This window comes from Faecalimonas canis (genome assembly GCF_054601575.1).
Genome location: NZ_BAAHSI010000012.1, coordinates 1 through 26,807, shown reverse-complemented (window position 1 = coordinate 26,807; position 26,807 = coordinate 1). Strand labels below are relative to the sequence as shown.

21 protein-coding genes are annotated in these 26,807 nt (G+C 36.8%); 16 read left to right on the top strand and 5 right to left on the bottom strand.

Features of this window, described 5'->3' with window-relative positions:
* Positions 1–26 precede the first annotated feature (26 nt).
* The gene (locus ACYPXO_RS03855) at positions 27–569 is read right to left on the bottom strand and encodes a sporulation initiation factor Spo0A C-terminal domain-containing protein (RefSeq protein ID WP_459639361.1); all 543 of its coding nucleotides are present in this window, start codon (positions 567–569) and stop codon (positions 27–29) included.
* Positions 570–855: 286 nt separating this feature from the next.
* On the opposite strand from ACYPXO_RS03855, the gene pepD reads away from it, so the two are divergent.
* From pepD to tuf, 8 genes are all read left to right on the top strand, one after another.
* On the top strand, positions 856–2,277 hold the full coding sequence (gene pepD, locus ACYPXO_RS03850) for a beta-Ala-His dipeptidase (RefSeq protein WP_459639360.1): 1,422 nt from the start codon (positions 856–858) through the stop codon (positions 2,275–2,277).
* 82 nt (positions 2,278–2,359) lie between these two features.
* On the top strand, positions 2,360–4,207 hold the full coding sequence (locus tag ACYPXO_RS03845) for a sensor histidine kinase (protein ID WP_459639359.1): 1,848 nt from the start codon (positions 2,360–2,362) through the stop codon (positions 4,205–4,207).
* Positions 4,204–5,487: an ABC transporter substrate-binding protein gene (locus ACYPXO_RS03840; protein WP_459639358.1), complete on the top strand. Its 1,284-nt coding sequence runs from the start codon at positions 4,204–4,206 to the stop codon at positions 5,485–5,487. The genes ACYPXO_RS03845 and ACYPXO_RS03840 overlap by 4 nt, the downstream gene beginning before the upstream one ends.
* Before the next feature lie 96 nt (positions 5,488–5,583).
* Entirely contained in the window at positions 5,584–6,300 is a 717-nt protein-coding gene (locus ACYPXO_RS03835) for a response regulator transcription factor (protein ID WP_459639363.1), read from the top strand.
* Between the two features lie 169 nt (positions 6,301–6,469).
* The gene (rpsL, locus tag ACYPXO_RS03830; protein WP_009461575.1) at positions 6,470–6,889 is read left to right on the top strand and encodes a 30S ribosomal protein S12; all 420 of its coding nucleotides are present in this window, start codon (positions 6,470–6,472) and stop codon (positions 6,887–6,889) included.
* 265 nt (positions 6,890–7,154) lie between these two features.
* A complete protein-coding gene (gene rpsG / locus ACYPXO_RS03825; RefSeq protein WP_009461574.1) occupies positions 7,155–7,625 on the top strand; it encodes a 30S ribosomal protein S7 in 471 nt (156 codons plus the stop codon).
* Positions 7,626–7,642: 17 nt separating this feature from the next.
* Positions 7,643–9,760, top strand: a complete 2,118-nt coding sequence (gene fusA, locus ACYPXO_RS03820; protein WP_459639357.1) for an elongation factor G — start codon at positions 7,643–7,645, stop codon at positions 9,758–9,760.
* 150 nt (positions 9,761–9,910) lie between these two features.
* A complete protein-coding gene (gene tuf / locus ACYPXO_RS03815) occupies positions 9,911–11,104 on the top strand; it encodes an elongation factor Tu (protein ID WP_459639356.1) in 1,194 nt (397 codons plus the stop codon).
* 58 nt (positions 11,105–11,162) lie between these two features.
* Here tuf and ACYPXO_RS03810 read toward each other — a convergent pair whose 3' ends face one another.
* Positions 11,163–11,723 (bottom strand): class I SAM-dependent methyltransferase, encoded by a 561-nt coding sequence (locus ACYPXO_RS03810; protein WP_459639362.1) that lies wholly within the window; start codon positions 11,721–11,723, stop codon positions 11,163–11,165.
* Positions 11,724–11,861: 138 nt separating this feature from the next.
* Positions 11,862–12,749 carry a LysR family transcriptional regulator gene (locus ACYPXO_RS03805; protein WP_459639355.1) on the bottom strand — a complete coding sequence of 296 codons (888 nt, stop codon included), beginning with the start codon at positions 12,747–12,749 and terminating at the stop codon, positions 11,862–11,864.
* Positions 12,750–12,895: 146 nt separating this feature from the next.
* Between ACYPXO_RS03805 and ACYPXO_RS03800 the strand changes: the two genes are divergently transcribed.
* Complete coding sequence (locus tag ACYPXO_RS03800; protein WP_459639354.1) at positions 12,896–13,795, top strand: NAD(P)/FAD-dependent oxidoreductase; 900 nt, start codon at positions 12,896–12,898, stop codon at positions 13,793–13,795.
* 10 nt (positions 13,796–13,805) lie between these two features.
* Entirely contained in the window at positions 13,806–14,837 is a 1,032-nt protein-coding gene (locus ACYPXO_RS03795; protein WP_009461541.1) for a YeiH family protein, read from the top strand.
* Positions 14,838–14,891: 54 nt separating this feature from the next.
* Here the strand turns inward: ACYPXO_RS03795 and ACYPXO_RS03790 are convergent, their stop codons facing one another.
* On the bottom strand, positions 14,892–16,013 hold the full coding sequence (locus ACYPXO_RS03790) for an MFS transporter (protein WP_459639353.1): 1,122 nt from the start codon (positions 16,011–16,013) through the stop codon (positions 14,892–14,894).
* A gap of 231 nt (positions 16,014–16,244) precedes the next feature.
* Between ACYPXO_RS03790 and ACYPXO_RS03785 the strand changes: the two genes are divergently transcribed.
* The 5 genes from ACYPXO_RS03785 to ACYPXO_RS03765 all read left to right on the top strand — a co-directional run bounded on the left by ACYPXO_RS03785 (position 16,245) and on the right by ACYPXO_RS03765 (position 25,331).
* Positions 16,245–21,077 carry a discoidin domain-containing protein gene (locus tag ACYPXO_RS03785; protein ID WP_459639352.1) on the top strand — a complete coding sequence of 1,611 codons (4,833 nt, stop codon included), beginning with the start codon at positions 16,245–16,247 and terminating at the stop codon, positions 21,075–21,077.
* 48 nt (positions 21,078–21,125) lie between these two features.
* Positions 21,126–21,308: a ferredoxin gene (locus tag ACYPXO_RS03780; protein WP_459639351.1), complete on the top strand. Its 183-nt coding sequence runs from the start codon at positions 21,126–21,128 to the stop codon at positions 21,306–21,308.
* A gap of 131 nt (positions 21,309–21,439) precedes the next feature.
* The gene (locus tag ACYPXO_RS03775; RefSeq protein ID WP_459639350.1) at positions 21,440–22,831 is read left to right on the top strand and encodes an aminopeptidase; all 1,392 of its coding nucleotides are present in this window, start codon (positions 21,440–21,442) and stop codon (positions 22,829–22,831) included.
* A gap of 77 nt (positions 22,832–22,908) precedes the next feature.
* Positions 22,909–24,696, top strand: a complete 1,788-nt coding sequence (locus ACYPXO_RS03770) for an aminopeptidase P family N-terminal domain-containing protein (RefSeq protein WP_459639349.1) — start codon at positions 22,909–22,911, stop codon at positions 24,694–24,696.
* A complete protein-coding gene (locus ACYPXO_RS03765) occupies positions 24,666–25,331 on the top strand; it encodes an HAD family hydrolase (RefSeq protein ID WP_459639348.1) in 666 nt (221 codons plus the stop codon). The genes ACYPXO_RS03770 and ACYPXO_RS03765 overlap by 31 nt, the downstream gene beginning before the upstream one ends.
* A gap of 35 nt (positions 25,332–25,366) precedes the next feature.
* Here the strand turns inward: ACYPXO_RS03765 and ACYPXO_RS03760 are convergent, their stop codons facing one another.
* Positions 25,367–26,140, bottom strand: a complete 774-nt coding sequence (locus ACYPXO_RS03760; RefSeq protein ID WP_459639347.1) for an HAD family hydrolase — start codon at positions 26,138–26,140, stop codon at positions 25,367–25,369.
* Positions 26,141–26,314: 174 nt separating this feature from the next.
* On the opposite strand from ACYPXO_RS03760, the gene rpiB reads away from it, so the two are divergent.
* The gene (rpiB, locus tag ACYPXO_RS03755; RefSeq protein WP_459639346.1) at positions 26,315–26,755 is read left to right on the top strand and encodes a ribose 5-phosphate isomerase B; all 441 of its coding nucleotides are present in this window, start codon (positions 26,315–26,317) and stop codon (positions 26,753–26,755) included.
* The last annotated feature ends 52 nt before the right edge of the window (positions 26,756–26,807 follow it).

Sequence of the window (26,807 nt, the reverse complement as noted above, 5' to 3'; positions counted from 1 at the left end):
GGCGGGTGGATATTTATTTCTTGGAATTAGTGAAGTGAAATGCTTTTGTTCTGAGATTTCAAACAGATATAGTCAGCAACAAGAGCAATAAATTCTGAATTTGTAGGACGTCCGGAATCGGCACTTACAGTGTAACCGAAGAAATGGTTTAGTACATCCATATTTCCTCTTGACCATGCAACTTCAATGGCGTGACGGATAGCACGCTCTACCCGACTTGGAGTCGTATGATTTTTTGAAGCGACTTCAGGATAAATGACTTTAGTAATTGCTGTGATACTGTCAGGCTCTTTTATTGCCAAAGAGATGGCATCTTTCAGATAGCGGTATCCCATAATATGTGCCGGAACACCGATTTCATGAATGATTGATGTAATTTGAGAAGTTAAGGTATTATCATTTGTTTGTTGAACCTCATTTATCTCTAAAGATTTTCCTTTACTCAATCTGCTTAACAGTTCTAAGATGCTATCTTTAGAAATTTCAAGATTTAATTGAATGACACAAGGTTCATTACTCTGCAATTGCCCGTTTACTACTGAGGCTACTGCGGTATTTAGTTTTAACATAATACTCTCCTTTTCTGTTGGAAACGAAATCCCCAACATGTTTTCTTTCATTTATTTATTATAGTGCAAAAAAAGACAACATACCATGACAATTCTTGGCATTATTTGTTAAAATATTGGGAGAAATGAAAATAGGTGGAATTTATTGTAAAATAAAGGTATAATACAAGAAAGAAAAGGAAAAGCATGAAAGGAGATTATTTTTAAAGGAATACAGAGAAAAAAGAAGTGTGCAGGACAGAAAAGAAAATCTTGCAATATTGTATAAAATACAGGGGGAAAAAGAATGGAAACAGAGAAGATTATTTCATATTTTAAAGAACTTTCAACTATCCCAAGACAGTCGGGAGATGAGAAGGCGGTCAGTGACTATCTTATAAAATTTGCAAAAGAATTGGGACTTTGGGCAAAACAGGATGAAGATTACAATGTGTTGGTGAAAAAACCGGCAACCGAAGGAATGGAAAATCGTGAAACAATTATTTTGCAGGGACATATGGATATGGTGTATGTTGTCGCACAGGGAATAGAGCATTGTTATCAAGATGGGATTGAAGTCGTTGATGACGGTGTGTTTTTACGTGCAAACGGGACGACGTTAGGAGCAGACAATGGAGTTGCGATTTCGTATGGAATGATGCTTATGGCGTCTGAAGATATTCCGCATCCGCCACTGGAGTTTATTTTTACATCTAAAGAGGAGATAGGATTACTAGGTGGCAAGTCTGTTGATATTTCCGAATTGGAAGGAACAAGGGTTATTAATCTTGATTCGGAAGAAGAAGGAATGTTTTGTAGCGGATGTGCAGGCGGCGTCGGTGCGTGTATAAAACTTCCTGTAGAAAGAGAGAAAATAGAAGAAGCGCTTGTACCTCTTCATATTTATATAGGAGGCTTAAAAGGTGGACATTCCGGTATGGAAATTCAGTTAGAACGAGGAAATGCCATTCAATTGCTTGGAAGAGTGTTGCTGTGTCTTGAAAAATATAATGTGAGAATAGGAAAAGCGGATTCTATCGGAAAATTTAATGCGATTGCAAGTGTGGGAGAAATTGTATGTTATGTGAAAGCAGAACAGATTTCTAAAGTGAAAGAAGCAATTGCAGAGTTGGAAAAAGAATTAAAAAATGAATTGTTACCTGCAGATAATGTAGAAATTATTGTCAGTGAGGAAAAGACAGTATCAGATTGTGAAGTATTTACAGAAAAGACGGCGAAAACATTGAAAGAATTTTTGTTACTTATGCTGCAAGGTGTTATACATATGTCTGCAGCAGTCGAAGGACTTGTGCAGACTTCCGTAAACACAGGATGTATGGAGGAAAAGGACGGATATCTGTTATTTCATTCAGCGCTTAGAAGTTCAGTGGAAACACAGAAACAGTTTTTAGTCAACCGTATACAGACAATAGTTGATGTTTTAGGAATGGAGTGTGAATGGTCTGGCGAGTATCCGGGCTGGCAGTATAAGGAGAATTCCAAACTCCGTGAAATTGCCACGCAGAAATATAGAGAGTTATTTGGAAAAGAACCTAGAATTGAGGCGATACACGCAGGATTGGAATGTGGATATTGGGCGGAGAAAATAAAAGATGCAGATATTTTATCTATAGGTCCTGATATGCTTGATGTACATACTCCAAATGAAAGAGTTTCAAAACAGTCTATTAAAAATGTATGGGAATTGTTGAAAGCAATTTTAGCTTAAAAAGAATGAGTCTGTCTGATGTTGATAAAACGGAGGCAGGCTCTATTTTTGTCTAAAAATATAGAATTAAAGGAAAAATTAAATGAAGAAAAAACGAAAGAGAAAATCGTCTATAAGAAATCGGATTCTTGTTTTGATTATTATGTGCTGGGTATTGCCTGTTGTTACAGTATTTGTATTTACAGTACTTTCTTACAGAATTGAAATTACAAAGCGTACGGATATGATGATAGAAAATGAAATGCAGAATATGTCTTCTCTTGTATCGGGAAGGTTGGATGATTTGATAGAAAACTGTCTTCAGATTTCTTATGAGAGAAGTTGTGAAGAAGCGTGGAGAGAATATAAAAAAGGAATTAAAACAAAAATTGAGTTGATAGATATGATTACGATTTTATCTAAACAACAGTTTAATTTAGACAGGAGATTTAAAATGTTTGCTTTCTATGAAGTGGATACCCCTCATATGCTTACACACACTTTAAAAGTAAAATATCAGTTTGATGAATATATCGATTATATAGAACCAGAAATCAAAGAAATTCGTCAAGAAGATACGTCAAATATACAGTTGCGTATCATTAACGGACGACTGTTTATTGTCCGTAATTTGTATACCGTGTTCGATTATGAAAAGTATGGTACGCTTGTAGCGGAAATAGATATTGAAAAATTATTTCACGGATTGGAAATGCATGAAAAAGAAAATGTTGCGCTTAGCATTGGAGAAAATCCTGATTTGGTACAGATTCATGGAAATATAGGAACAAAGGGACAGAAAGAAATTATTCAAAAAATGTTCAATCAGTATCATAAATCGAAAGAAAGTGAACTGTTTGTGGTAAAAGACTGGAGATATAATGCCTATATGAATTTAAAAAAATATAATTATTACAATATGGGGGTGGTTTTTCTTGTAAATGCACAAGAAGCATATTCGGGATTGTACGAATTTTACAGAGTGATTTCTATTATATTTATGGCGATGCTTCCAGTGATGATGGGGGTGTTTTATTTTTTGCAGAAACAAATAGGCATACCTATTCATGAATTGGTTCGAGTATCCAAAGAAATTGAAAGCGGAGAATTAGGAGCGACGCTTGAAGTGGACGATATGCCTAATAAGGAGTTTGATTATCTTGTAGACTCTTTCAATAATATGTCTAAGAAGGTGAAATATCTGTTTGATTATGCGTATGATGAGAAAATGGCAAGAAAAGATGCGAAAATTTTGGCATTACAGACACAGATTAATCCGCATTTTATTAATAATACATTGGAAATGATGAACTGGCAGGCGAGAATGAGCGGTGATATTGCTGTTTCGGAAATGATTGAGGCATTAGGAACAGTTATGGATTATCGAATGAACAGAGAAAATCAGAAATTGACAGTGTTAAGAGAAGAACTGAAATGTTCGGAGGCATATCTGTTTATCACACGAAAAAGATTTGGCCAAAGACTTGATTTTGAAAAAGAGATTGATGAATCTGTATTAGATGTAAAAGTTCCCCGACTTGTATTGCAGCCTATTTTGGAGAATGCGGTTATACATGGAATTGAGCGTGTAAAAAAAGGAATTATTAAAATAAGGATATATCGGGACAAGAATAAAGTTTTTCTTGAAGTTGTTAATTCATCGGGAAAAGTAAGCGATAAGGAAAGGGCGAAAATTCATAACATTTTATACGGATCACCGGAAGAGGTAAGAGGAGTAGGGAAACATACTTCATTGGGAATTCGTAATGTCAATGAAAGGATTAAATTAATTTATGGTCGGGAGTATGGTCTGGACATAGATGTTAACGATGAGAATACGAGTTTTAAAATTGTCATTCCGTATGAATGGGAACCGGAAGATGAGGAAGAAACAAAACAACGAGTTCAGATTGAAATGACGAAAATGAGAGAGGAGAAAGAATGGAAATGAGTGGAAAGAGAGTGGGCTTTCTGGCTGTTGTCTGCACACTTGTTCTATTATTAATTGTAGGATGTGAGAGTAGGGTGAAAAAGGAAGAGGGGAAGAAAGAAATTGTTTTAAAAACAGTTTCGATGTTTGGAGGAACAACACCCGGTGCAAAAGTTTATCAGGATATTAACGAAAAATTTATGAAGGAACATGAAAATGTTACAATTGAAGATGATTCTCAGATTTGTGATGAGGAGTGGAAAACGAAAGTGGCGGTAAGTTTTGCGGTTGGAAATGAACCGGATGTTATTCAGTTTTTTACAGATTCCGCAGGAGAGTCGATTTTATCTACAAATAAACTTATTTCGTTGGAGGAAATTAGAAAAGAATATCCTGAATATGCGGAAGATACGCTTGATATAGCGTTAGAAGCGGTACGAAATAAGGATGGGGTATTGAGAGCGGTTCCGACAACAGGATATTGGGAAGGGCTTTTTTGTAATAAGGAATTATTTGCTAAATATCATGTCAAACTGCCAACAGATTGGGAATCGTTTGTGAAGGCGGTTCGTATTTTTAAGAAAAACGGAATTGTGCCAGTGGCGGTATCTTTAGGGCATATGCCTCACTATTGGATAGAACATTTACTTTTGTATACGGCGGGAGAGGAAGAATATGTAAATATTCCGGAAAAAGCGCCGAAAACATGGATAAAAGCATTTGACACATTAAAGGAGTTAAGAGATATGGGAGCATTTCCGGAAGATACGGATGTATTTACAGATAACTGTGCTATACAACTTTTTCAGGAAGGAAAGGCGGCAATGCAGTTGGAAGGTTCGTGGTATGTGGGCAGTCTTGCGGAAGCGGGAATGACGGATAAAGTGACCGTGGTTGCATTTCCGGGAGTGAGAGAACAGAAAGCACAAAAAGGCGCATTGATTACCGGAATTTCTACTGGATTTTATATAACAAAAAGGGCGTGGGATAATCCAGAGAAAAGAGAGTTGGCTGTGCGCTTTGTGGAGGCGCATACGACAAAAAAATCTCTTGAGAGATACTGGAGTGGGAACGGAATTGCTACATTTAAAGGAAGTGCGGACAAGGGGTTAACTTCGATTGTGGAAGCGGGAAAAACATTAAGCGATGGAGCGACATCTTTGAATACCCCTACTGATTCACGCATTTGTCCGGAGGCCTATCAGAAGATTATAGAGGGAGCAGTGGATGTGTCAGCGGGGAGGAAAGATGCGGAAACTTTATTGAATGAAGCGTTGCAATTGGAAAAAGACAGAAAATGATAAAATTTTGACAAATGCCAACGGTATCTATATAATAGAGCGGTAAAGACATGGGAAGGTAAGACATAAACAGAGGTGTGAGAAGTGTACAAAGTGATGATAATCGACGACGAACCTATTATAGTGGAAGGGTTGTCCAAAAGCATTTCATGGGAAAAATGGAATTGCGAAGTTGTGGCAACTGCTAATGACGGGTACGAGGGGAGAGAATTGATTCAGGAGTATAAACCTAACATGATATTCTGTGATATTTCCATGCCGGAATTGGACGGATTAACGATGATTGCGGGATTAAAATCAGAGTTTGAAGATATGGAAATCAGTATACTTACGGGATACCGAGATTTTGATTATGCACAGCAGGCGGTAAATTTAGGTGTGACAAGATTTTTACTGAAACCATCAAGTATGAAAGAGATAGAAGAAGCGGTAGAAACTATGACGGAAAATTTAAAGAAAAAACATATTTTAGTTGAACCGCATGAAACTGCAAATTCTTTTATCGTAAAAAATGCCATGAAATATATTGATGAACATTATAATGAGAAATTAACTCTGCCGGACGTTGCAGAGAAAACTTATGTCAGCCAGTGGCATTTGAGCAAACTGTTGAATAAGGAAATGAAGAAAAGTTTTTCGGAAATTTTAAATGATACAAGAATTAAGCGTGCAAAAAAACTGCTGGAAGATTCTTCGCTTCGTATAGGAGATGTGGCGAGAGAGGTAGGTTTCCTCGATTTTGCTCATTTTTCAAGAGTGTTTAAGAAAGTTGAAGGAATTTCAGCCAACGAATATCGAAATCATATGGATTAGCATAAAAAAGTAGGAAAAACCCTACTTTTTTGTGTATATGGGGTTGACTTTTAGAAAAGTTAGTAATAAACTAATCAAGTACGCATAAAAGCGTAGTTTTTTTAGTGCGTATAAATATTGAGTAACTAATACTCGGCAACCAAAACAGTATTCATAGGAGGTGAAAGGAATGCCAACATTCAATCAGTTAGTAAGAAAAGGACGTCAGACTGCTGTTAAAAAATCTACAGCACCAGCATTACAGAAGGGATACAACTCTTTAAGAAAAAAAGCAACTGACGCTTCTGCACCACAGAAGAGAGGTGTTTGTACAGCAGTTAAAACAGCAACACCTAAAAAACCTAACTCAGCTCTTAGAAAGATCGCCAGAGTTCGTCTTTCTAACGGTATCGAAGTAACAAGTTACATTCCAGGAGAAGGACACAATCTTCAGGAACATAGCGTTGTTCTTATCCGTGGTGGTAGAGTAAAAGACTTACCAGGTACAAGATACCATATCGTACGTGGAACACTTGATACAGCAGGTGTTGCAAAAAGACGTCAGGCTCGTTCTAAATACGGAGCTAAAAGACCAAAAGACGCAAAATAAAAACAAAGTAACTAAAATCGTTATCACAAACAGAACTATGATTCCTGTTGGTTGCGGGTTAAGAATAAAGTCCCGCACGATAACACATGCATTGAGTGCTTAGTGAGCGTAAGCAAACTTAGCAATCAGGCACACCTGCAAAGCGAGTGTGCGGTATGCACGACACTGAGCAGGGTGTTTCATATTTCATAGACACATGTGAGTACCGATGAATTAATTTAACAGAAACGAAAGTTTCAAAAACATGATTAAGGAGGGAAGGACCGTGCCACGTAAAGGACATACACAAAAAAGAGACGTATTAGCGGATCCAATGTACAATAATAAAGTGGTTACAAAACTTATCAACAACATTATGTTAGATGGTAAGAAAGGTGTAGCACAGAAAATTGTATACGGAGCATTTGAAAGAATTGCTGAAAAATCTGACAAACCAGCTATCGAAGTATTCGAAGAAGCGATGAACAATATTATGCCAGTACTTGAAGTTAAAGCAAGACGTATCGGTGGGGCGACATATCAGGTACCTATCGAAGTAAGAGCAGACAGAAGACAGGCATTAGCACTTCGTTGGATTACATTGTATTCTCGTAAAAGAGGAGAAAAAACAATGGAAGAAAGATTAGCAAACGAACTTCTTGATGCAGCAAACAATACAGGTGCATCTGTGAAGAAGAAAGAAGACATGCACAAAATGGCAGAAGCAAATAAAGCATTTGCTCACTACCGTTTCTAATATAGGAGGAAAAAGTCTTGGCTGGAAGAGAATATCCATTAGAGAGAACAAGAAACATTGGTATTATGGCACATATTGATGCCGGTAAGACTACAACTACAGAACGTATTCTTTACTATACTGGTGTTAACCATAAAATTGGTGATACTCATGAAGGTACTGCTACAATGGACTGGATGGCTCAGGAGCAGGAAAGAGGTATCACAATCACTTCAGCTGCTACAACTTGTCACTGGACATTACAGGAAAACTGCAAACCTAAAGCAGGTGCTTTAGAACACCGTATCAATATCATTGATACTCCGGGACACGTTGACTTTACTGTAGAAGTTGAACGTTCACTCCGTGTACTTGACGGTGCAGTAGGTGTATTCTGTGCTAAAGGTGGAGTTGAACCACAGTCAGAAAACGTATGGCGTCAGGCTGACACATACAACGTACCAAGAATGGCTTTCATCAACAAAATGGACATTTTAGGTGCAAACTTCTATGGAGCAGTAGAACAGATTAAAACAAGATTAGGTAAAAATGCAATCTGCATTCAGTTACCAATCGGAAAAGAAGATGAATTCAAAGGAATTATCGACTTATTTGAAATGAAAGCATACATCTACAATGATGATAAAGGTGATGATATTTCTATTACAGACATTCCTGAAGATATGAAAGATGATGCTGAATTATATCGTACAGAATTAGTAGAAAAAATCTGCGAATTAGACGATGACTTAATGATGGAATACTTAGAAGGAGAAGAACCGTCAACTGAAGCGTTAAAAGCAGCGTTAAGAAAAGGAACTTGTAACTGTGATGCAGTTCCGGTATGCTGTGGTACTGCTTACAGAAATAAAGGTGTACAGAAACTTCTTGATGCAGTTATCGAATTTATGCCTTCACCACTTGACGTTCCTGCAATTCAGGGTGTTGATGAAGACGGAAACGATGTTGTAAGAGAATCTTCTGACGAAGGACCTTTCTCAGCGTTAGTATTCAAAATTATGACTGACCCATTCGTAGGTAAATTAGCATACTTCAGAGTTTACTCTGGAACAATGAACTCAGGTTCTTATGTGTTAAATGCAACAAAAGGTAAAAAAGAACGTGTTGGACGTATCTTACAGATGCATGCAAATAAGAGAGAAGAACTTGATAAAGTATATTCAGGAGATATTGCTGCTGCAATCGGATTTAAATTCTCTACAACTGGAGATACAATCTGTGATGAACAGCATCCGGTAATTCTTGAATCTATGGAATTCCCAGAACCTGTTATTGAGTTAGCTATTGAACCAAAAACAAAAGCATCTCAGGGTAAACTTGGTGAATCCTTAGCAAAACTTGCAGAAGAAGATCCTACTTTCCGTGCTCACACAGATCACGAAACAGGACAGACAATCATCGCAGGTATGGGTGAACTTCATCTTGAAATCATCGTAGACAGACTTCTTCGTGAATTTAAGGTAGAAGCAAATGTAGGTGCACCTCAGGTTGCTTACAAAGAATCATTCACAAAATCAGTTGATGTTGACAGCAAGTATGCAAAACAGTCAGGTGGACGTGGACAGTACGGACACTGTAAAGTTAAATTTGAACCAACAGACGTTAATGGTGAACAGACATTCTTCTTTGAATCTACAGTAGTAGGTGGAGCAATTCCAAAAGAATACATTCCAAAAGTAGGAGAAGGTATTGAAGAAGCAATGAAATCCGGTATGCTTGGCGGATTCCCTGTTGTAGGTATTAAAGCAACAGTTTATGATGGTTCTTACCATGAAGTCGATTCAAGTGAAATGGCATTCCACATTGCCGGTTCTTTAGCATTTAAAGATGCTATGGCAAAAGCTGCTCCTGTACTTCTTGAGCCAATCATGAAGGTAGAAGTAACAATGCCGGAAGAATACATGGGAGATGTTATCGGTGATATCAACTCTCGTCGTGGACGTATCGAAGGTATGGACGATTTAGGCGGTGGAAAAATCGTACGTGCATACGTTCCGTTATCAGAAATGTTTGGATATTCTACAGACTTACGTTCAAGAACACAGGGACGTGGTAACTACTCAATGTTCTTCGAGAAATATGAGCCAGTTCCAAAGAACGTACAGGAAAAAGTATTAGCAAACAAAGAAAAATAGGAAAAACTATTGTTTTATCCTATGAAAAACAATAAAAACACTTGAAAAACTGTATGATTTGAAATATAATCAGAGATAACCGAGTAAACAATAAAATAAATAATACGCCCCTTATAAAAGGGGCGATAGAATTAAGGAGGATTATTCAAAATGGCTAAAGCTAAATTTGAAAGAAGTAAACCACATTGTAACATTGGTACAATCGGACACGTTGACCATGGTAAAACAACAACAACAGCTGCTATTACTAAAGTATTAGCTGAAAGAGTTGAAGGTAACACAAAAGTAGATTTCGAGAACATCGATAAAGCTCCAGAAGAAAGAGAACGTGGTATCACAATCTCTACAGCACACGTTGAGTATGAAACAGAAAAACGTCACTACGCTCACGTAGACTGCCCAGGTCATGCTGACTACGTTAAAAACATGATCACAGGTGCTGCTCAGATGGACGGTGCTATCCTTGTAGTTGCTGCTACTGACGGTGTTATGGCTCAGACAAGAGAACATATCTTACTTTCTCGTCAGGTAGGTGTTCCTTACATCGTAGTATTCATGAACAAATGTGACATGGTAGACGATGAAGAATTATTAGAATTAGTAGAAATGGAAATTCGTGAGTTATTAGACGAATATGAATTCCCAGGAGATGATACTCCAATCGTTCAGGGATCTGCTCTTAAAGCACTTGAAGATCCAAACGGAGAATGGGGAGATAAAATCATGGAACTTATGGATGCTGTTGATAGCTACATCCCAGATCCAGAACGTGATACAGACAAACCATTCTTAATGCCAGTAGAAGACGTATTCTCTATCACAGGACGTGGTACAGTTGCAACTGGTAGAGTTGAACGTGGTACACTTCATGTATCTGACGAAGTTGAAATCGTTGGTATCAAAGAAGAAACACGTAAAGTTGTAGTAACAGGTATCGAAATGTTCCGTAAACTTCTTGACGAAGCTCAGGCTGGTGATAACATCGGTGCATTACTTCGTGGTGTTCAGAGAACAGAAATCGAAAGAGGACAGGTTCTTGTTAAACCAGGTAGTGTTACATGTCATACAAAATTCACAGCTCAGGTTTACGTATTAACAAAAGATGAAGGTGGACGTCATACACCATTCTTCAACAACTACAGACCACAGTTCTACTTCAGAACAACTGACGTAACAGGTGTTTGCCACTTACCAGAAGGTACAGAAATGTGCATGCCTGGAGATAACGTAGAAATGTCAATCGAACTTATTCACCCAGTTGCTATGGAACAGGGATTACGTTTCGCTATTCGTGAAGGTGGACGTACAGTAGGTTCAGGACGTGTTGCTACAATCGTAGAATAATTAATAATGCGTATAAATTAAGGGATTGCTTAGGCAATCCCTTTTTTGCAATTCTATTTTAAATTTTCTTATACTCTGCAATAAAGAACAAAGGTAAATCATTTGTTTTTGTTTTACCGTCATATGTAACAGGTTCTTCCGTATGTACAAGCATAAATCCATTTTCAGATGCCGCATTTAAGTAATAGGATAAAGAACGATGAAAATGTGTTGTTTCACCCCCAAAAGTGTTTTTAAATTGATATGGTTTAATGTAATTAGAGATTATTTTCGCATATTTAAAATGGGTTTCATCTTCAATCCACTCTGAGTCGTAGAATGCAGGGTGGACAATTGCATAGTAGAAAATACCATCTTTCTTTAATATTCGTTGACATTCGGAGAAGACAAGGTCTATATTTTCAATGTCCATTAAAACCTGATTACAGAAAAGCAGATCGAAACTATTATCAGAAAAAGGAAGCGGTTGGCTTAAATCAGCGAACTGAAAATGACAGTCCGGATACTGTTCTCTGGCAAGTCTTAACATTTCTTTAGACCCATCTATACCTATAGCATTTGCATTAACGGTTCTAAAGTAATTTGTATAAACTCCATATCCACAACCTAAATCCAAAATATTTTGATTGTTTAACTGAGGAAATCATTTCATAATGATTTGTTTGTTGATTGATACAAAGAAAGACTGTTCTTGTTGCTCCATATATTTAGCAGCGGCACAATCCCATTCTGTTATAATGTTCATTATATTTTCCTCCTATTCTTCATACTCTTTCAATTCTTTGAAAATTTGTTCGTATTCTGCAGAAAAAACACTGTCCTTATTCCATAGAAATGTAAAATCGTGTTTAATCATAAAATCAGATAAAGGTATTTGCATTAAAGTTCCCTTAGCAATTTCTTCTTCCACAGCTGTTTTATATAAGAAAGAAATACCGCAGTCCTGCCGGAGAAGGTTTACGATTGTATGTATATTCTCAACCTCCACAATATGTTGAAAATCATTGACGGACATATTTTTCATAGCGAGTGTTTTTGTTAAAATTGCTCTTGTTCCGGAACCATGTTCTCTTATAATCAGCCGTTCAGAAGTTAAATCTGTGAGTGTCCGTATTGGATTTTGAAAGATATGCTTCGTGGAAGCAACGGCAATATATTCTTCTGTCTTATAAATACGGGTATTATAGTTGTCAGGTTTAAAATAACCTTCCACAATGGCGAAATCAATACTTCCCTCGTAAAGATAACTGAGAAGGGATTGAGTATTTCCGTAGCGGACATGAAAATCGGTATTCGCGTGGGATTTAATTAATTTTGTAAGAGCAGGAACGAGAGCGTATTCTCCGATAGTCATTGTGACACCAAATGTGAGAATGTTTTTTCCTGCCAGACTTTCTTTCATGCGTTTTTTTAATGTGCTTTCATCGTTTCGCATTGTTTCTAGAGCAGAACGCAGGATTTCCCCTGCCGGTGTGAGAAGAAGACGTTTTTTATCACGAATAAACAGAGGGGAATCATATTTTTTTTCCAAATATTTAATGTGTTGGGAAACAGCGGGCTGGGTTAGATTTAAGGCTTCACCGGCATGGGTAAAATTCATATATTCACATACTTTTAAAAAAGTTTCCATTCTAAAATCAAGCATAATTTCCTCCTTAAAAGTTTAATAAAATAACAATAACATATATTTATGGTAGTATCAATAATTATAATTTTACAAAATGCTTATACGGGTATATAGTATGAGCAAGAGGAACACATTAAAGATAAAAAAGAAAAGAGGAAATAGTTATGATGTATGATGTTGTGATTATCGGTGCAGGTCCGGCAGGAATCAGTGCAGGAATTTACGCAGTGAGCAGAGGGAAAAAAGTGTTGATTGTGGAGAAAAATATTGTAGGCGGATTGATTGGAAAAGTTTCTACGGTTACGCATTATGCAGGGATTATGTCAGAAGAAACAGGAGTCACTTTTGCGAATCGCTTGAAAGAGCAGGCAGAAAGTGCAGGAATTGAAATCGCATATGGTGAAGTAAAACGAGTTGAACTTACGGGAGAAGTGAAGAAAATCTATACAGAGGATAAGGCTTATTCAGCGAAAAAAATTGTTTTGGCAAATGGAACAACTCCTAGAAAACTTGGTATTATCGGAGAAAAGGAACTTGCCGGAAAAGGAATGGGCATGAATGCACAGAGAGATGGAGAAAAATATCAGGGCAAGAATGTTTACGTTGTAGGTGGTGCAGACGGAGCGGTAAAAGAGGCATTATATTTGTCAAAATATGCTGAACAGGTAACGATTATCCATTTTGAAGAAACGCTTGGATGCATTGCAGAATTTAGAGAGAAGGTGGCAAGAACACCAAATATGAAACTTCGTTTAGGTTCAAGACTTCATGCGGTGTATGGAGTGGATAAAGTGGAATCGTTGGAAATTTCTGATGAAAAGACCGGTGCAATAGAAACGATTTCTGATTCGGGATGTGGCATTTTCGTTTATGCAGGAACGACACCAAACACGGAATTATATACAGAATTGAAGTTGGAAAACGGATTTATTCCGGTTGATGAAAATATGGAAACAGAGATTGAAGGTGTTTATGCGGCAGGAGATATTCGAGTGAAACAGGTGCGTCAGGTATCTACGGCTGTTGCAGATGGAACAGTAGCGGGAGTACATTTAGCGAAATAGGAGGGAACAGATGAAGTTTATAGAAAAGAATTGGAAAGGCTTATTGCTTTGTCTTGCAATAGCAGTGCCGTCCAGTATGTTAGGAAAAAAATTTGCCATTATCGGCGGTCCGGTGTTTGCTATTATTATCGGAATGATTTTGGCTCTTTTAGTAAAAAATAAAACAGCATTTGAATCGGGAGTGAAATTTACATCGAAGAAAATTTTGCAGTATGCAGTTGTTCTTCTCGGATTTGGAATGAATTTAAAAGTTGTGATGCAGACGGGAAAACAGTCGTTACCGATTATTATTTGTACAATCAGTACTTCACTAATTATCGCATACATTATGCACAGGGTAATGCGTGTGCCGACTAAGATTTCTACATTAATCGGTGTAGGCTCATCTATATGTGGAGGTTCTGCCATTGCGGCGACAGCGCCGGTTATTGATGCGGAAGAGGAGGAAGTTGCACAGGCAATTTCGGTTATCTTTCTATTTAATGTATTAGCAGCATTGATTTTTCCGATGCTTGGAACAGGACTTGGATTTTCAACAACATCAGGTGAGGCGTTCGGTATATTTGCGGGGACAGCGGTAAATGATACTTCTTCAGTTACTGCGGCGGCGTCCACATGGGACAGTATGTATCAATTGGGAAGTCAGACGTTGGATAAAGCGGTAACGGTAAAACTAACAAGAACATTGGCAATTATTCCGATTACACTTGTGTTGGCATTTATGAGAGCAAGAAAAGCAGAAAATGAAAGTGGAGAGAAAGTATCACTGAAGAAAGTTTTCCCATTTTTTATTCTTTTCTTTATCGGGGCAAGTTTGATTACAACGGTTGCTACATCTATGGGTGTGCCTGCGACAATGTTTAATCCGCTGAAAGAGTTATCAAAATTCTTTATTGTTATGGCTATGGCTGCCATTGGATTTAATACGGATATTGTAAAACTGGTTAAAAGTGGCGGGCGTCCGATTTTACTCGGAATGTCATGCTGGGTCGGTATTACGGCAGTGACACTTGGAATGCAGCATTTTATGCATATATGGTAATTACATAAAAAGACGCATGAAATTTCTTGGAAAAGAAATCTCATGCGTTTTGCATTATTTTTTTCTTGCTTGGAAAATCAATATAAAAATAAGGATAATACTAAAGATACATCCTAACATTGTGAATATATCAAACACGTTTATTTTTTCTAATTTTGCAGAGCCAAGTAGAAAGAAAACTTCTATAATATTTGCACTCATATTATAACAGGATAAAATGGTCGCCCGATGTTGTCCGTATCCCCGATAGTCGATATAGTTGTTTTGATATTTTTCAAAATAAACATTTAAAAGTGATAAAAGGGTTGGAAGTATCAGCATCGGAAAAAATATAGCACGGCTGCGGCAAAGAGAAATAGAAAAAATACAAAAAATGCACATCCCTGAGCAGACGTAAATTTTTTTGAATAAATTATTTTCACCAAATTTTTGTGTAAGTTTCGATACACTTAACTGTATTGTCGTATAGAGTAAAATCAGTATGCTCATATAACGTTCATCCATATGGAATTGAGTTAAAATTCCGATATAGAAAAAGTTAATAATAAGAAAACTAATATTAATAATTCCAATAAAAAGGCTGATAGGAATATCTGTCAAATGAAAAGAAAACGAAATTTTCTTTTTGACAGGATGTCTTTTTTCATTTGGAAGGTGAAAAGCCAGTAAAAATCCGATGAAAGAACAAAGTGCAGTTAGTACGAGTAATCCGTCAATTCCCCATGCGGAATAAATGTAAGGGAATGTAAGTGTAGATAAAATAAATCCTAAGTTAGAATAGTTATCTACGACAGAAAGCGAAAAGGCAAAATGTTCTTCGGACAGTTGATACAGATAACCGGACATTGTTCCGGAATAGAATGCAATAGAAATTCCTTCCAATACAGCCTCTATAAAAAACAGTGGAAAGTTTCCGGCAAAGACCATACATATTCTTGCAAGAAACGTAAAAAGGCTATTCAAGATAAGTGTTTTTTGATAGCCTATTTTATCGGTGATATATCCGCAAGGTATTTCAAAAACAAAAATACTGATTGATAACACTGCTTGCAACACAAAAAACTGAGAATAGGTAATTCCCATTCTTGTACGGACAAGCAATGCAACAGGTGCATAAAAAATTAATCCTCCAAACAAAGAAATATGTTTTAGTGTGGTTATATTTCTATGTTTCATTTTCATGTCCTTTCGTATTAAATTGTATGTAATGAAATAATGAAAATCTAATGCGGATTTCTCATCATAAACTCTCCTTTAGTAAATTTCATAAGTATAATTATAATATATGGAAACTTTTTGTGCAAGATGAAAAAAAGAGTGTACATTTTCTGGAAAATTTGCTATTATTTTAACAAGCAGGCATTTTATGGAAACCTTGCTAAAAAGTAAAAAGGAAGGAAAAAGAAAATGAAAAAGTGGAAGAAAAAGGTACTTGCCTTAGCACTAAGTATGTCATTGGCAGTTACAGGGAATGTAACAATTTTTGCCGAAACAAAAGCGCCAAAAGCAAATGATAATTTAGCGTTAGGTAAAACGGTAACAGCAAGTTCAGACCATGCAAATTTCCCAAAATCTAATTTGACAGATGAGAATCAAGAAAGCCGTTGGTCAGCAGAGGCAGCACCGGAACAGTGGGCGTATGTTGATTTAGGAGCAAAGAAAAGCATGAATTACTTCTCGATGCTCTGGGAAAGTGATACGGAATATGGAACAGATTTCAAAATCTATGTTTCAGACAGTACAACAGACTGGGGTAAACCTGTAGCAGAGAAAACAGGAAACACAACAAGAAAAACAGAAGTAAAATTGGATCATACTGTGGAAGGTCGTTACGTTAAATTAAGCGTAACAAAAGTAAGCAAGTACCCAAATGTAAGTTGCTGTGATTTTCAGGTAAAACTTGTAGATGATACAACAGAGCCTGAAGAACCGGAAAAACCACAGAAACCACAGAACCCACAGGAAAACGTGGCACAGGGACAACCGTCATTCTCAGACTCTTTTGAAGCAGATAATTTAAAAGTAGAAAAAGCATTTGACGGTAATACAAAAGACACAAGATGGGCAAGTGCGGTAAATTCTAACCCACACTGGATTTATGTAGACTTAGGTGCAGTAAAAGATGTAAAAACAATCCGACTTTTCTGGGAAACAAGAAAGGCTACAAAATACCGTATTCAGACAGCGACAACATTAAGCAATCCAATGAAAGAAACAGATTGGAAAGATGTTAAGGTAATGAATGAACGTCCTGCAAGTAAAACAGAAAAAATCACATTGGAAAATATAGAAAAAGCACGTTATGTTCGTCTTATGATTGATAAGTTTACGCAAGAAGATGTTGACGGCGGTGCAACATGGAATACAATTTCCGTTTATGAAATGGAAGTGTACGGCGGAGAGCCAAAAGCAGGGCTAGGAGATCTGGCAAGAGAAATTCAGATTAAAACACCTGAAAGAACAGATAAAAAATTGCAGGTAACATTACCTACATCTGAAGATTATACAATCAAATATAACGGAACAGATTACGAACAGGTAGTCGGACCAAACTTAGAAATTTACCAGCCGCTTGTAGATACTGTAGTAAAAGTTTCTTTCAAACTTACAGATAAGAAAAATGATAAAAATTATATGTTTGAAGAAAGAAATGTTGTTATTCCTGGTAAATTAGCAAAAGAAGAGGGAGATAATAAAGCGCCGAAAGTACTTCCGGAATTACGTGAGTGGAAAGGTTCTACAGGAAACTTTACTCCTTCTGCAAGTAGCCGTATTGTTATTCAGAGTGATGCTTTAAAAGATATGGCAAATGCTTTTGCAAAAGATTATAAAGAAATTACAGGTAAAGAAATCAGCGTTGTTAAAGGTGAAGCGAAGCCGGGAGATTTCTACTTTACATTGACAACCGATAAAACAAAAGGTCTTCAAAAAGAAGGCTACTCAATGGAGATTGCAGATAAAGTAACTGTTGAGGCAGAAACAACAACAGGTGCTTTCTGGGCAACAAGAACAATTTTACAGAGTTTAAAATTAACAAACAATATTCCAAAAGGACAGACAAGGGATTATCCATTATATGAAGTGCGTGGATTTATTTTGGACGTAGGAAGAAAAACATTTACAATGGATTACCTGCAGCAAGTTGTAAAGGAAATGTCATGGTACAAAATGAATGACTTCCAAGTACACTTAAATGATAACTTGATCGGATTAGAAAACGTAAAAGATCCGATGAAAGCATATTCAGGTTTCCGTTTGGAATCTGATATTAAAGAAGGCGGTAACGGCGGAAAGAACAAAGCCGATTTAACAAGTAAAGATGTATTCTATACAAAAAATGAGTTTAGAGATTTTATCGAAGAATCAAGAACATACGGTGTAAATATTGTTCCGGAAATTGACGTACCGGCACACTCACTTGCATTGACAAAAGTAAGACCTGACCTTAGACACGGTACAAGCGGAAGACAGAACGACCACTTGAATTTAATCGGGGACAAATATAACGACAGTTTAGAATTTGTTAAGAGTATTTTCGGTGAGTACATGACAGGAGCAAACCCTGTATTTGACAAACAAACAACCGTACATGTAGGTGCAGATGAATATACTGCTGACGGAAACGCTTATAGAAAATTTGCAAATGATATGCTTGGTTATGTGAAAGAAAGCGGACGTAAAGCGCGTATTTGGGGAAGTCTTTCTACTATCAAAGGAAATGTAGATGTTCAGAGTGAAAATGTTGAGATGAACTTATGGAACTTTGGATGGGCTAACATGGACAAAATGTACGAAGAAGGATTCGACTTAATTAACTGTAATGACGGTAATTATTACATCGTTCCAAATGCAGGATATTATTATGATTACTTAAGTAATGAAACTTGCTATAATCTTGCAATCAATACAATCGGTGGCGTAACGATTCCAGCAGGTGATGAACAGATGATCGGTGGAGCATTTGCAGTATGGAATGATATGACTGACTATTTAAATAACGGTATAAGTGAATATGATGTATATGATCGTATCAAAGAACCAATTGCACTATTTGGTGCAAAACTTTGGGGCAAAGGTGATATGAATACAAACCAAGCGCTTGACTTATCTAAACAACTTAATGACGCTCCACAGACAAACTTTGGATATGAAACAGCAAAAGATAAAGAGGGCGCTATTGCAAATTATCCAATGGATGATAAGTCTGATTATTCAGCAAACAAACATAATCTTGTGGACGGTAAAAATGTAGAGATTACAAATGTTGATGGTAAGAGTGCATTAAAATTAAATGGAAAAGAAAGTTACATAAACACAGGGGTCGGAACAGTTGGACTTGGAAATGATCTTCGTGTGAAAGTAAAACGTACTTCTGAAAGTGTGGATGAACAAGTTTTATTTGAAAGCAGTTACGGAAGTATTAAAGCAGTACAGAAAGAAACAGGAAAAGTTGGTATTTCCAGAGAGAACTTTGACTATTCATTTAACTATGAATTACCGGTAAATGAATGGGTAGAATTAGAAATCAAGAATGTAAATAATATGAAAAATAATCGTATACAAACTCGTATAGAATTATATGTGAACGGCGAGTTGAAAGATGTTCTTGGTGATGATGAACAGGTTGAAGGTAAGTCAATGATTGCAACAACAATGTTCCCAGTTGATACAATCGGAAGCAAAACAAAAGCATTTGAAGGTTATGTAGATGATGTTCGTGTTGGAACAGCGGTAGAAGGTACATACACATCTACAATCACTTTAGACCGTGCAGTTTGGACAGCAACAGAAGTAGCGAAAGATAATGAAGCATTAAAACCATTATTAGAAGAAGCAAAACAACTGTTGACAAAATTCAACCCAACAAAAGCAGAAGTGGAAAACTTGACAAACAGAATTAACGAAGTGATTTCTTCTTCAGAATTTAAAAAGGCTGATTATAGCAGAGTAGAAAAATACTTAGCATTAGTTCCGGAAGATTTATCTGCATTTACAAAAGAAACAGTAGATAATCTTAACTATGTAATCGATTCTATTCGTTATGACCTTCCGGCATCTATGCAGGATGTTGTAGACGGATATGAAAAAGCATTAGCAAAAGCATTAAAAGAATTAAAGATTTATGAGGCAGCTAATGTAAATTATGTAGACAATAGAACAGTAAAGGCGACTGCTTGTTCAAAAAATGGTAGTGAAGGACCGGATAAAGCTATTGACGGAAACAAAAATACAATCTGGCATACAAACTACAGCGGCGAAGATAAATGTGCAGGTAATCAACACTGGATTAACTTTGAGATGAAAGAGCCTACAGCAGTAAATGGATTGACATATACTCCGCGTGCAAACGGTGGAAACGGAAATCTTACAAGTTATGAAATTAAAGCCAGTGATGATGGAAAAAATTATACAACAGTTAAAACTGGAACTCTTGCAGATGATGCAAAAGAAAAAGTAATCGACTTTGGTAAGACAGTTACAACAAAACATATCCGTGTTATTTATAAAGCATCTCATGGCGGATTTGGTTCAGCAGCAGAATTTTTAATCCACCGTGCAGGAGTAAAAGCAGATGTGGAAGGATTAAAAGCTTTAATCACAGAAGCAAAAGAAATGGATAAAAAAGGCTACACAACAGAATCATGTGCTGCTCTACAGGCTAAGATTGAAGAGGCAGAAAAACTTGCTAATTCAGAAAATCCTGATGCAAATGATGTAGAAGTAATGAAAAAAGAATTAAGAAAAGCAATGACTTCTCTTGTTCTTGAAGGCAAAGGCGAAGCAAATGACGGAAAAGATGCTTTAAGAAAAGCAGTTGAAAAGTATAGTAAATATGATGAAAAAGACTATACGGCAGATTCATGGAAAGTATTTGAGGACGCATTAAATACTGCTAAAAAAGTTTTAGCAAATAAAAACGCAACAGAAAAACAAATTGCCGACGCCTTGAATGCATTAAATGCAGCAGCAGACGCACTTGTTCCAGCCGAAAACGGCAATGGAGGAAATGGAAACCAAGATGGAAACGGTAACGGAAATCAGGGTGGAAGCGACAGCGGAAATCAAGGTGGAAACGGTAGTGGAAATCAAGGCGGAAACGGTAGCGGAAATGGTAATAACAAACCGGCAGGAACAAAACCACCAAAAACAGCAGATGCAACACCAATCGGTTTATGGTTAGCATTATTAGTTGTAGCAGGCGGAAGTATTTTCTTTTCAAAAAAAAGAAAACATTCATAAGATAAGAAAAAGTGGGAATCCTAAATAAAAAAAGTAGGAGGAACACTGATGAAAGCAAAAGTGAATGAAGGCTGTATTGCCTGTGGAATGTGTGTAAGCCTCTGCCCTGAAGTTTTTCAGTTTAATGATGAAGGATTGGCGGAGGCGTACGCTGATATAACTGAAGAAATAAAGGAGGCAGCCAAGGACGCAAGAGATGGATGTCCGGTTTCCGTAATTGATTTAAGTTAAAAAAGGTATGGCATTTGAATTTCAGATGCCATATCTTTTTTGGTCTATGGAAATTCCTATGGAAAGATTGACTTTTGCTATTTAAAGCGATATAATGACAGAGAATTAAATCGAAGTAAGGAGAATACGCTATGGAAAGAAAAAATATGTGGAAACAGTATACTGCAGAACAGTTAAACGAAGTAGAAGAAGTTAGCAAAAGATATAAAGATTGTCTTGATGCGGGAAAAACAGAAAGAGAATGTGTAAGTCTTGCTGTTTCTATGGCAGAAGAACACGGCTATCGTAATCTGGAAGAGTGTATTGCTGAAAATACAGAATTAAAAGCAGGAGATAAAGTATATGTAAACCAAATGGGCAAAGCATTGGCTCTATTCCAAATCGGACAGAAACCATTAGAAGAGGGAATGAACATTCTTGGAGCTCACGTAGACTCACCAAGAATTGACATCAAACAAAATCCACTTTATGAAGATACAGATTTAGCATATTTAGATACACATTATTATGGCGGTATCAAAAAATATCAGTGGGTTTCCATTCCATTGGCAATTCATGGAACAGTTGCTAAGAAAGACGGAACAACAGTTGATATTGTTGTAGGGGAAAAGGAAGATGACCCAGTACTTGTTATTTCAGATCTTTTGATTCACCTTGCAGGAGAACAGATGGATAAGAAGGCAAGCGTTGTAATTGAAGGGGAAGGACTTGATGTTTTAGTTGGTTCAAAACCACTTTCAACAGAGGACAAGGAAGAAAAAGAATTAGTAAAAGCAACTATTCTTTCTTTCTTAAAAGATAATTACGGAATTGAAGAAGAAGATTTCTTATCTGCTGAGTTAGAAATTGTACCTGCAGGAAAAGCAAGAGATTGCGGATTTGATAGAAGCATGATTATGGGATATGGACATGATGACAGAATTTGTGCATTTACATCATTATTTGCTATGTTAGAAGTAGAAAATCCTGAGAGAACAAGTTGTTGTTTATTAGTGGATAAAGAAGAAATCGGAAGTGTAGGAGCAACAGGTATGGAATCAAAATTCTTTGAAAATGCAGTTGCAGAATTAGTTGCCCTTACAGTAGGAGAATCTTCATTGAAAGTAAGACGTGCCCTTCAGAACTCATATATGCTTTCTTCAGACGTTAGCGCAGCATATGACCCTATGTTTGCAAATGCATTTGAAAAGAAAAATACAGCATATTTTGGACGTGGACTTTGCTTAAATAAATATACAGGAGCAAGAGGAAAGAGCGGTTCAAGTGATGCAAACGCAGAATATATTGCAAAAATCCGTAAAGTATTTGATGATAATGAAATCGGTTTCCAGACAGCAGAGTTAGGTAAAGTTGACTTTGGTGGAGGCGGAACAATCGCTTACATCATGGCAGATTACGGAATGAATGTTATTGACAGCGGTATGGCAGTATTATCTATGCACGCTCCATGGGAAATCGCAAGTAAAGCAGATATTTACGAAGGATACAAAGGTTATAAGGCATTTTTAAGAGAAATGAAATAAAGATGATGAAAAAGCTACAACACGAAAGTGTAGTGGCTTTTTCTATAGTTATTATGTATTTTACAGGAGGAGAGAAAATGAGTATACAGGAAAGAATTTCGATGTTGCGTGAACAAATGAAAAGTCACGGTATAGATATGTATATTGTACCGACAGCAGATTTTCATCAGAGCGAATATGTAGGAGAATATTTTAAGGCAAGAAAATTTATTACAGGGTTTAGCGGTTCAGCGGGAACGGCGGTAATCACTTTAGAGGAAGCACGTCTTTGGGTAGACGGAAGATATTTTATTCAGGCTGCGGAACAGTTACAGGGTACGGGAATTCAGATGATGAAAATGGGACGACCGAACGTACCGACATTGGATAAATATTTGGAAGAAGCATTACAGAATGGCCAGACACTCGGTTTTGACGGAAGAGTTGTTTCTATGGGAAATGGGCAGAAATATGCTAAAATTGTAGAAGAAAAACAGGGAAAAATCGTGTATGATATGGACTTAATCGGAGAAATTTGGGAAGATAGACCGTCACTTTCCAAAGAGCCTGTATTTGCTTTAGAGGAAAAATATACCGGAGAATCTACCGAGAGTAAATTAAGCAGAATTAGAGAAGTGATGAAAGAAAACGGTGCAACCGTACATATTTTAACGACATTGGATGATATTTGCTGGACATTGAATATACGAGGAAATGATATTGAGTTTTTCCCTCTTGTTCTTTCTTATGCGATTATCACAATGGACAAAATGCATTTATACATTGATGAAACAAAATTAAGTGATGAGATAAGAGCAAATATGGAAGCGGACGGCGTTATTTTACATAAATATAATGCCATTTATGAGGATGTAAAACAAATCGGTGAAGAAGAAGTTCTTCTGATTGACCCGATGTGCTTGAATTATGCGATTTACAGTAATATTTCTGCCGATGTGAAAAAAGTGGAAAAAAGAAATCCGGAAGTGTTGTTTAAAGCGATGAAAAATCCGTCAGAAGTAGAAAATATGCGTCAGGCACAAATTAAAGACAGTGTTGCCCATGTTAAATTTATGAAATGGTTAAAAGAAAATGTTGGAAAAATAACGATTACGGAAATGAGTGCGTCTGATAAATTAGATGAGTTCCGTGCAGAGATGGGTAACTTCATCAGACCAAGTTTTGAGCCGATTTCTTCTTATGGGGAACACGCCGCACTATGCCATTACACATCTTCACCGGAAACAGATGTGGAATTGAAAGAAGGAAATATTTTCCTAACAGACACAGGCGCCGGTTTCTATGAAGGTTCAACAGATATTACAAGGGCTTACGCTTTGGGAGAAATACCGGAGAATATGAAAGAAGACTTTACTGTTGTTGCCATGTGTAATTTAGAATTGTCAAATGCAAAATTTATGGAAGGATGCACAGGAGTAAACTTAGATATTTTGGCGAGAAAACCATTGTGGGAAAGAAACAAAGATTATAATCACGGAACAGGCCATGGTATAGGATATTTATTGAATATTCACGAAGACCCTGCAAATTTTCAATTAAGATATCGTGAAGGAAACACGGCAGTTTTACAGGAAGGTATGATACTTACGGTTGAGCCGGGAATTTATATTGAAGGTTCACATGGAGTACGTCTGGAGAACGAGGTTCTTGTATGCAAAGGCGAAAAAAATGAGTACGGACAGTTTATGTATTTAGAAACAATCACATATGTTCCATTCGATTTAGATGCGATTAAGCCAGAGATGCTGACAGAAGAATACAGACGGTATCTGAATACTTATCACAGAACGGTATATGAAAAAGTTTCTCCATACTTAAATGAAGAAGAAAAAGAATGGCTGAAAAAATATACAAGAGAAATATAGGAGTGAAAATGCAGGCAGAAAGTATTATTTTAGATGTGGACGGGACTTTGTGGGATTCTACGGAGTTAGTGGCAAAATCATGGAACAGGGCAATACGAGATATAGGAATTACACATATTGATGTGACGGCAGAGCAGTTAAAAACTTTGTTTGGACGGACAATGAAGGAGATTGCAGATGTTGTTTTGGCAGGATGTTCGGAAGAGGAAAAAGAAAAAGTGATGGATTTATATTGTCAATATGAGCATGAGGATTTAGAAAATGATGAGTGTAATATGCTGTATCCGAATGTGAAAGAAACAATTATAGAATTGGCAAAAACACATCGAATTTTTATCGTAAGCAACTGTCAGTCAGGATATATCGAAATGTTTTTAGAGAAAACTAACTTAGGTGAATATGTGACGGATATTGAATGCTTTGGGAATACAGGAAGAGGAAAAGGAGAAAATATTCGTTTGATTATGGAAAGAAATCATTCCGAGAGTGCTTGTTATGTCGGAGATATTCGGGGAGATTATGAGGCGTCCTGTCAGGCAGGAGTACCTTTTGTTTTTGCAGAATATGGTTTTGGAGATGTTCCTGAAAGTGAATGGAAAATGAAAGATTTTTCGGAATTATTGGAAATAAAGTAAATTATAGAAAGGGTATCGTACTGATACCCTTTTTTCTATCCTAATAATTCTTTTAATGTTTCGATTACCGAGTCTGTAACGTAAGTTGAATGAGAAGCAACACCCGGAGCAGCGTTAGACATGGCATATCCTTCGCCGGCAAGATGAAGCATTTCAATATCATTGTGTTGATCGCCGAACGCCATTGCCTCCTCTGGAATAAGGTGGAAATAGTCTAAGAAAACTTGGAGTGCAGTTCCTTTATTTGCCTCGGGAGAGATGAAATCAACCCATTCATTTCCGGAAGTGACAACTTTAATATCAGATTTAAATTCTTCTCGGAAATGTATAAAAGTTTCTTCCGGTGTCACGTTATCAAAAATAGCAATTTTTAAAAATGGTGAAGTGACAGTGGATAAATCGTCTACGCGGGTTACTTTATTTCCCATATCTTCCTCAAGGTGACGGAGAAATTCTTCGTCTTTTGTTTCGATATAGCATGAATCCTCACAGGAAAGAACAGCGTCACAATGTTCACGATTTCTGATTTCTTCAAAAATACGGATTCCTAATTCGTGGTCAATTGTTCCGCGGCTGATAATTTCACCGTCATGAATACAGAGAGAGCCGTTTTCCGTAATGTAAGAAATCTCGTCTTTTATAGGTTCGAAAAGTCTGCGCAGACTTGCATACTGTCTTCCGCTTGCGGCGATAAATCGAATTCCCTGTTTTTTCAATTGCAGTATAATGTCAAATAATTCAGGGTTTAATTCATTTTCACCGTATTTCAATAATGTTCCGTCAATATCGCTTGCTACTAATTTTATCATAATCAATTACCTCATATTGTTTTCATGTTTACTCCACTATTATATTACCGGAATGTAGGATAGACAAGAGAAAAAAATAGGGAAAAATTCATCTCATTGAAAAGTTTTCAAGGAAATGCTATAATCTAACTGTTTAAAAGGATTTTAGATTTCGGAGTGAAGGAGAATAGCAAAATGAAAATTGGAATTGGTAATGACCATGCAGCAGTAGAAATGAAACAGCAGATTGTAGCGTTTTTGGAAGAATTAGGACATGAAGTGGTAAACTACGGAACAGACACAAATGACAGTTGTGATTATCCGGTTTACGCTGAGAAAGTAGGACGTGCAGTTGTAGACGGAGATGTAGAGTGCGGAATTTTGATTTGCGGAACGGGAGTTGGAATTTCCATTGCAGCGAATAAAGTAAAAGGTGTTCGTGCGGTAGTTTGCAGCGAGCCATATTCGGCAAAACTTTCTAAACAGCATAACAATACAAATGTACTTGCATTTGGTGCAAGAGTTATCGGTATCGAATTGGCAAAAATGATTGTGGAAGAATGGTTAAATACAGAATTTGAAGGGGAAAGACACCAAAGACGTGTAGACATGATTTCAGATATTGAAAATAGATAATAATGAGCCGAGTGGAGTTATAAGATAACTCCACTTTTTTGTATTAAGAAAA

What these genes read in the sequence shown, in the direction of transcription:
- ACYPXO_RS03855 (WP_459639361.1), bottom strand. Translation starts at nt 569, where the DNA reads ATGTTAAAACTAAATACCGCAGTAGCCTCAGTAGTAAACGGGCAATTG.
- pepD (WP_459639360.1), top strand. Translation starts at nt 856, where the DNA reads ATGGAAACAGAGAAGATTATTTCATATTTTAAAGAACTTTCAACTATC.
- ACYPXO_RS03845 (WP_459639359.1), top strand. Translation starts at nt 2,360, where the DNA reads ATGAAGAAAAAACGAAAGAGAAAATCGTCTATAAGAAATCGGATTCTT.
- ACYPXO_RS03840 (WP_459639358.1), top strand. Translation starts at nt 4,204, where the DNA reads ATGAGTGGAAAGAGAGTGGGCTTTCTGGCTGTTGTCTGCACACTTGTT.
- ACYPXO_RS03835 (WP_459639363.1), top strand. Translation starts at nt 5,584, where the DNA reads ATGATAATCGACGACGAACCTATTATAGTGGAAGGGTTGTCCAAAAGC.
- rpsL (WP_009461575.1), top strand. Translation starts at nt 6,470, where the DNA reads ATGCCAACATTCAATCAGTTAGTAAGAAAAGGACGTCAGACTGCTGTT.
- tuf (WP_459639356.1), top strand. Translation starts at nt 9,911, where the DNA reads ATGGCTAAAGCTAAATTTGAAAGAAGTAAACCACATTGTAACATTGGT.
- ACYPXO_RS03805 (WP_459639355.1), bottom strand. Translation starts at nt 12,749, where the DNA reads ATGCTTGATTTTAGAATGGAAACTTTTTTAAAAGTATGTGAATATATG.
- ACYPXO_RS03800 (WP_459639354.1), top strand. Translation starts at nt 12,896, where the DNA reads ATGATGTATGATGTTGTGATTATCGGTGCAGGTCCGGCAGGAATCAGT.
- ACYPXO_RS03795 (WP_009461541.1), top strand. Translation starts at nt 13,806, where the DNA reads ATGAAGTTTATAGAAAAGAATTGGAAAGGCTTATTGCTTTGTCTTGCA.
- ACYPXO_RS03790 (WP_459639353.1), bottom strand. Translation starts at nt 16,013, where the DNA reads ATGAAACATAGAAATATAACCACACTAAAACATATTTCTTTGTTTGGA.
- ACYPXO_RS03785 (WP_459639352.1), top strand. Translation starts at nt 16,245, where the DNA reads ATGAAAAAGTGGAAGAAAAAGGTACTTGCCTTAGCACTAAGTATGTCA.
- ACYPXO_RS03780 (WP_459639351.1), top strand. Translation starts at nt 21,126, where the DNA reads ATGAAAGCAAAAGTGAATGAAGGCTGTATTGCCTGTGGAATGTGTGTA.
- ACYPXO_RS03775 (WP_459639350.1), top strand. Translation starts at nt 21,440, where the DNA reads ATGGAAAGAAAAAATATGTGGAAACAGTATACTGCAGAACAGTTAAAC.
- ACYPXO_RS03770 (WP_459639349.1), top strand. Translation starts at nt 22,909, where the DNA reads ATGAGTATACAGGAAAGAATTTCGATGTTGCGTGAACAAATGAAAAGT.
- ACYPXO_RS03765 (WP_459639348.1), top strand. Translation starts at nt 24,666, where the DNA reads ATGGCTGAAAAAATATACAAGAGAAATATAGGAGTGAAAATGCAGGCA.
- ACYPXO_RS03760 (WP_459639347.1), bottom strand. Translation starts at nt 26,140, where the DNA reads ATGATAAAATTAGTAGCAAGCGATATTGACGGAACATTATTGAAATAC.
- rpiB (WP_459639346.1), top strand. Translation starts at nt 26,315, where the DNA reads ATGAAAATTGGAATTGGTAATGACCATGCAGCAGTAGAAATGAAACAG.